The 6,311-nt window shown below is 44.1% G+C and carries 5 protein-coding genes; all 5 read right to left on the bottom strand.

The genetic code is table 11. The features are described from left to right. Positions 1 to 302 (bottom strand): carbohydrate ABC transporter permease (locus AC1DSE_RS28035; protein WP_477528545.1); only part of this gene is annotated, 302 nt, incomplete at its 3' end. Between the two features lie 126 nt (positions 303 to 428). Beyond that, entirely contained in the window at positions 429 to 1,778 is a 1,350-nt protein-coding gene (locus AC1DSE_RS28030; protein WP_430060025.1) for an ABC transporter substrate-binding protein, read from the bottom strand. Between the two features lie 125 nt (positions 1,779 to 1,903). Beyond that, positions 1,904 to 3,535 carry a response regulator transcription factor gene (locus AC1DSE_RS28025; RefSeq protein ID WP_477528544.1) on the bottom strand — a complete coding sequence of 544 codons (1,632 nt, stop codon included), beginning with the start codon at positions 3,533 to 3,535 and terminating at the stop codon, positions 1,904 to 1,906. Then, positions 3,528 to 5,309 carry a sensor histidine kinase gene (locus tag AC1DSE_RS28020; protein WP_477509024.1) on the bottom strand — a complete coding sequence of 594 codons (1,782 nt, stop codon included), beginning with the start codon at positions 5,307 to 5,309 and terminating at the stop codon, positions 3,528 to 3,530. The genes AC1DSE_RS28025 and AC1DSE_RS28020 overlap by 8 nt, the downstream gene beginning before the upstream one ends. Before the next feature lie 128 nt (positions 5,310 to 5,437). After that, positions 5,438 to 6,025: an NAD(P)H-dependent oxidoreductase gene (locus AC1DSE_RS28015; protein ID WP_477509025.1), complete on the bottom strand. Its 588-nt coding sequence runs from the start codon at positions 6,023 to 6,025 to the stop codon at positions 5,438 to 5,440. Between the last annotated feature and the right edge of the window lie 286 nt (positions 6,026 to 6,311).

Here is a 6,311-nt window from a genome sequence, read left to right as displayed (position 1 = left end):
CGCAGCTTCGCGCGAAGCAGTATCGCCAGCATTAACCCAAGCGCCGCTTGAATGCCCACTGTAAAAATAAAGAACACGAGATTATTTCGCAGTGCGATATGGTAAGACTTATCGTCAAACAGCTTGATATAGTTATCAAAGCCGATATATTTCATCTCCGAGTCAATGCCGTTCCAAGAATGAAAGCTCGTATAAACCGTAAATCCTATGCAATAGTACAAAAATAAACCCGATACGATAAGAATTGGTAAAATATATAAATAAGCTCTCCATCCGGAAAGAACAGAACGATTGCCGTTCATGGTGTATCACCCCTTCATTTACCTATCAAATATCCGATTTTGAGTATAAGAAAGAGCATGAATACCAACACGCATATCCATGCTCTTTATCTGCTCTAAATCTTATTGCTTGCTAAAAATTCGAATTTACTTGCGGTCAATACCATCGGAAACCTTCTGAATATCTTTAAGCGAGGTTTCAATGCTTTTACCTGCTGCAACATCCTGCATCGCTACACCAATCGCATTCGTAAGCTCAGGGTAATCAAGCAGACGTTTGCCTACTGCATTTTCGATTGCATCGTTTACCGTTTTGATYGCTTCACGCTCGGATTCGAATTTAAATTGATCAAGCGATTGAATTTCAACGCCAATCTTAGCTGGTGATCCTTGAATGAAATCAGCCATAATTTGTTGGCCTTCGCCTTGTGTCATAAACTCAAGCAGCTTCCAAGCCGCTTCCTTGTTTTTGGAGTTCTTGTTGATTGAAAGTGCTGTATCTACGCTGGCAACCGCTTTGGATTCGTTTGGTCCGATTTGCGGAAGCAAGAAAATGCCCGTTTCATCGTTTTCAATCGCTGTTCCGTCTTTCTCTCCGCCTGGTAGGCTGAAGCCTGCATGCCAAGAACCAGTCAAGAACATCGCAGCTTTACCAGAATAGAAGTATTGGTCACGAGCATCTGGGTAAGTAGACAAGCCCAAAGCTCCGTCTTGCATCACTTTATCTGTGAATAGCTTGCTCCATGCTGTCATCGTGTCGACGAAAGCTTGATCGGTCCAAGCTACTTTGCCTTGCTCTGCTTCATAGATTTTGCCTGGCGCGAATTGATTGCTAAGCGCTACGAACATATCAACGTCATGCCAAATGTCCTTCGCTCCGAAAGCTACAGGCACGATGCCGTTGCCTTTCTCACGAATAGTCGCATTTACAGACAACCACTCTTCATACGTTGCCGGCACTTTTGTAATGCCCAATTTATCAAAAATCGTTTTGTTATAAAGAACAAATTCTTGGCCAGTCAAGTTAAGCGGCAGTGCAACCATTGTGCCGTCTTTTGCTCTTACTTGATCGATAGAAGCTTTAACGAACTTGTCCTGCCAGCCAGTACCCCAGTTCGTATCCGCAAGCGCTTCGATAGGCTCTAGCGTGTTGGCATATTGGTTCAGCATGCCTCCAACTTGCATACCAAGAAGATCCGGACCTTCGTTGGCAGCCATCGCTACTTGAAGCTTCTTCTGAAAGTCTGTTTGCTCGCCGCGCCAGTAATCTACTTTAATGTTCGGGTTAGCTGCTTCAAATGCCGCAATCGCTTTCTCCGCTTGTACATCCGTAGGAACCCAAGACCAGAAAGTAACCGTTTGCTGTTCCGTAGAAGTTGATCCACTATTCTTGCCGTTATTTGTGTCTGTGTTTTTGCTGCCGCAAGCAGCAGCCGTCAATGTTAAACAAATGGATAATGCCAATACAAGCGCAAATCTAAAAGATAATTTTTTCATTGTTCCATCTCCCCTTAGATGTATGTTTGTCATCTTGCCTCTTCATCATAGAAAAGAAGAGCCCACACGTGGACTCCATTATTTTTACATTTACTCTATCTTTTTTACTTTTCACTCAAATAATCTTATTTTTGTTGTTTTTCATATTCGATTGGCGTGTTTCCAGTAATTTTTTTGAATACCGTAAAGAAATAATTGTAATTGTTAAAACCAACCTGCTTCACAACATCCTTTAAATCAACATCGCCTGACCTGATCAGCAGCTTAGCTTGTTCCACTCGCACATGGTTGACATAATCAGCGAAGCCTTGACCGCATTCCTCCTTGAACATCCGGCTCAAATAAGAGGAATTGACTCCAATGATATCTGCGGCCTCCTGCAAAGTGATTGGCTCTGAGAATTTTTTCCGAACCCACTCCATCGTGCGGCGGGTATTTTCAGAATAAAGATTGTCATGCACATACGGACGAAGCGCCTCGACAAGCTTCTTATACACCCCAACAATCCATTCCTTCAGATCGGAGAGCGTATCAAATTTACCAATCGCCAGATAAGGATTCTGATCGCCCTCGAACAAATCCTGATCTGCAATGCCAGCTTCCTTCGCCTTGCGATTAACAAGATGAATGAGTTCTACTGCAACCATTTGAGCCGTTTTATGCGGTGCACGCGCTTCATTCATTCTAGTAAACAGCTCTTCAATTTTAGTGACCAGATCCTTTTCATTGGATGCTGCGAGAAGCGACAGCAATGTTCGCTCCAGCTTCACATCAACGGAGAAGCTTGTTCCAGAGTCAGCCCCTGCCTTTCGCTGTATCCCCGGCCAGATGACGACATCGCCGCCTTCATAAAACCTCTCCTGCAGCGCTTTATCCGCCTCATTGAAGTATTCATGCAGCACATTCACCTTGCTGCACATTTCACTTACGCTGAAGCTTAACATCTGGTTAAGCTGCCGTTTGGCGCTCAATCTGATTCGGGAGAGCGCTTCCGATATAATCGTGTGCCAAATAAATTTGCTGTTCGTATCAAATGAAAATAAAATGGCAAACTTCCCATTTTCGATCGGCGTCATATAAGCGTTTCCTGTATCTGCAAGGATATTGTCGGTAATATCCATAAAAGTGCCCATAATATAGTCAAGCTCTTTGGCGTTATATTTATCATGAAGCATGCCGCGGCTATCCCACTCCGCAACGACGACGGTGAGCATCCGTAGGTTCAGAGCTAAATCAAGCTTGTCCATCTGCACGAGAAGCTCTTCTTCGCTATTGTATGTGTACTGAACAAGACTTCGAATGACCCCCCTGATCAGCGTTGTTTGATTCTGCTGAATTTGTCGCTGCAAATCCAGCGTCTTCGCCTGCTCCTCCTGCTCTATCGCAAACCGCTCCCGTGCGCTTGCAAGGGCAGCAGCCAGTGTTTCTGCATCCAGCTCATGCTTCAAAATATAGTCGACAGCGCCCTTTTTCATACTGTTCTTCACATAATGAACATCGCTGTAGCTGCTGATCGCTATCACTTGAATATGCGGATAATGCTCCTCCATATAACTGATCAGCTCTAAACCATCCATTCCCGGCATACTCATGTCCGTAATGACGATTTCAGGCTTGCGTTCATCCAGAAGCTTGATCGCTGCATAGCCGCCGCTGGCTTCTCCGCATAAATGAAAGCTGCCCGCTTCCCAGTTCATGATGTTTTTCAGCTTGCTCAACATAGGCAGATCGTCATCGACCAGCAAAACATTAATCATGCTTGTTGTCTCCCTTCACTTCAATCGGAATACGCACAGTTACCGTCGTGAATAAACCGGGCACGCTCTCGATTTGCAGGCCATAGCCTATTCCATAATGGAGCTTCATTCTCTGCTGTACATTTACAAGCCCAATACCGCTAAATCTAGACCGATTTTTTTCAGTGACTTTATTAAAAATAGTTTCCAATCGCTCTTGCTCGATGCCTACACCATTGTCTGACACCTGTATTACGATATGTCCATCATCCTCATATCCTTTAACCGTGAGCTGTCCTCTTCCCTTAAGCGGCTCTAAGCCATGAATGAGGGCATTCTCAACGATAGGCTGCAGCAAAAACTTCAACATACGCACCTGCAAAATCTCTTCCTCGATGTCGAATACAACGACAAACTTATCGTAATAACGAAACTGCTGAATATTCAAATAATGCTCCAAATATTGCTGTTCCTCTTGAACGGTAACATACTCTCCGCCTTTTCCCATGCTGCTATGCAGGAGTGTAACGAGAGAAGTAACAAGCTGCTTAATATTGTCGGCTTTCTGTACATCTGCCAGCCATTTGATTTGATTTAGTGTATTGAATAAAAAATGAGGATTGATCTGCGCCTGAAGCGCTTTAAACTCAAGAATCCGTTTCTGCTCCTCCGTTTGCTTCACATCATCAAGCAGCAGCCGCAAGTTGGTAACCATCGCGTTAAAGCCATGGCTCAGCTCCTCCACCTCATCTCCTGATGATATGGCAATAGGATCAGATAAATTGCCCTCGCTGACCTTCTTCATGGCCTGCCTTAAACGGCCGATATTAATCGTAATTTGATTGGACAAAATCGTAGCAACAAAAAGGGCAACAATGAGGGTCACCATAGGAATAATCATAATCGTATTGGCTGCTTTTCTGCTCTCTGCGAGCAGCTCACCCTGTGGAATTAGCCCCACTGTCGTCCAATTTGTAAAATCGGAAGTATGATAAATAACAAGATGCTTCTCTCCGTTTATGTTCATGCTTAGCTTGCCCGAGCTGCCCTTCAACTCAGGGAGTACATCTGCATAAGCTGTATCTGAAATCGGCTGATTAATATCCTTGTTGCGCGGCGAGTAGACAAAATTCCCTTTTTCATCAATCAGAAACAACTGACTTTTATTAGGCAGAGGGGTATTGAAAATACGCTCAACAACCTCATAACTGAAATCAACCATGACGTAACCTGCCGCCTCCGAGCCGTCCATGATTGCCCTCGCAATAGAAACGACGTTTTGGTTCACATAGGAAGACACATAATTAAGTTTTTTATTGGAATGAGTCGTAATAAATATTTTGTTCCCTCTTTGCTCGAGCAGCTGCTCGAACCAGCTCGACTCCATAAATTCATTGGTTGGAACCGTGGCCCCCTGCGAGTAGCTGCGGCCTCCCAAACTCGCTACTTGTATGCTCGATATGTAATATTTGTAGCCATATAAACTAGAAATGAAGTTATCAAGCTTACGATCCTTCTCGAGTCGATTAATTAAACTTTCAGAAGGATCAGGCAAAAGCACATCAATCACGTTGGGCCGGTTAAGAGAAATAATCGTACTAATATAATCGATGTCCTTGAGAGTAAGCTCGAAGCTTTTATTTGCATCCAAAATGGTACGGGACATAAAGCTCTCAGCCGAATCGCGCTGGCTATCATAATATTTGTTGTACCACAACACGCTAACTATCGTCAGCGAAACAATGATTACTACAGAGAAGCTTGTGAATATCTTGGTGCGAATGCCGATTCTCATTCCAAATCTCCAATTCTATACATTTAGGCTTTTGGACTATATGATACTCCTCAACCTCGGACAGGACAAGCATGCTTTAAAAAAAGGAAAAGCTGATCGCATCGTTGCGACCAGCTTTTCTTGGCTTTCTATTCGAACAAGCTGACTGCCTTGCCCCGCACTTCTTCGAGCATCTTCTTTCGGGCTGCATCATCAATTTGCGGCACGCTGCCAAAAAATATATGGCCAACTGACTTGATGCCGCAAAATTCATAAATACCCGTATCCGAAGTTTTTTTCAGCCCATCGTACATGCCAGTCTGGCTGTAAATCTCCGAAGGCGTTCCATGTGTATTAATAATAAGCCCCTTCTTGCCCGCAAGCAGCTTGCTGATCGTTCCATCCTCACCATACGCATAAGCGAAACCATACGAGAATACTCGATCAATGTAACCTTTAATAAGTGCGGGCAGCCCCGTCCACCAAATAGGATATACCATCGTAAAAGCATCCGCCCATTTCACATGCTCTTGCTCCGTTTTAATATCCAAAGGTGTGTTGCCTTCGCGCAGCGCCTCAAAATCGCTGGCTTTGAGCACAGGGTCAAATCGCATCGCGTACAAATCTCGGACGACGACCTCATGGCCTTGCTCCTTTAATGATTCAATAAAAGCATCCACAATGGCGTTATTAAAGCTGTCTGGATTAGGATGACAATAGACGATTAAGTGCTTCATAAAAAGGCTGCACCTCCGTAAGTATATAGACATCAGTCCGCATTAGTGTTGCCTAATCATCTTGCAATATGTAATGCCTGAATGCTCTCTTTTCAAACGAAAGCTTGCTTTGGTTTGTTTGCCCGCTTCTAGGCATTCGCACAGTCCAATCGCAAGGGATTGGCATAGGTATAGACAGAAACCATGTATTTTAGGCTTGGAGGAAAAGTTATGCACTCGTATTTCCATACACATAGGTACCAGCCAGATCGGTTAGCAACAGACGAATATTTGCTCGACATGAAAC

Source organism: Paenibacillus sp. 01L418 (assembly GCF_056400045.1).
The sequence above is the reverse complement of the archived record's forward strand: the minus strand, read 5'-3'. Positions and strand labels throughout refer to the sequence as shown.

Coding starts and splice junctions, on each gene's coding strand:
- AC1DSE_RS28015 (WP_477509025.1), bottom strand. CDS start 6,025: ATGAAGCACTTAATCGTCTATTGTCATCCTAATCCAGACAGCTTTAAT.
- AC1DSE_RS28020 (WP_477509024.1), bottom strand. CDS start 5,309: ATGAGAATCGGCATTCGCACCAAGATATTCACAAGCTTCTCTGTAGTA.
- AC1DSE_RS28025 (WP_477528544.1), bottom strand. CDS start 3,535: ATGATTAATGTTTTGCTGGTCGATGACGATCTGCCTATGTTGAGCAAG.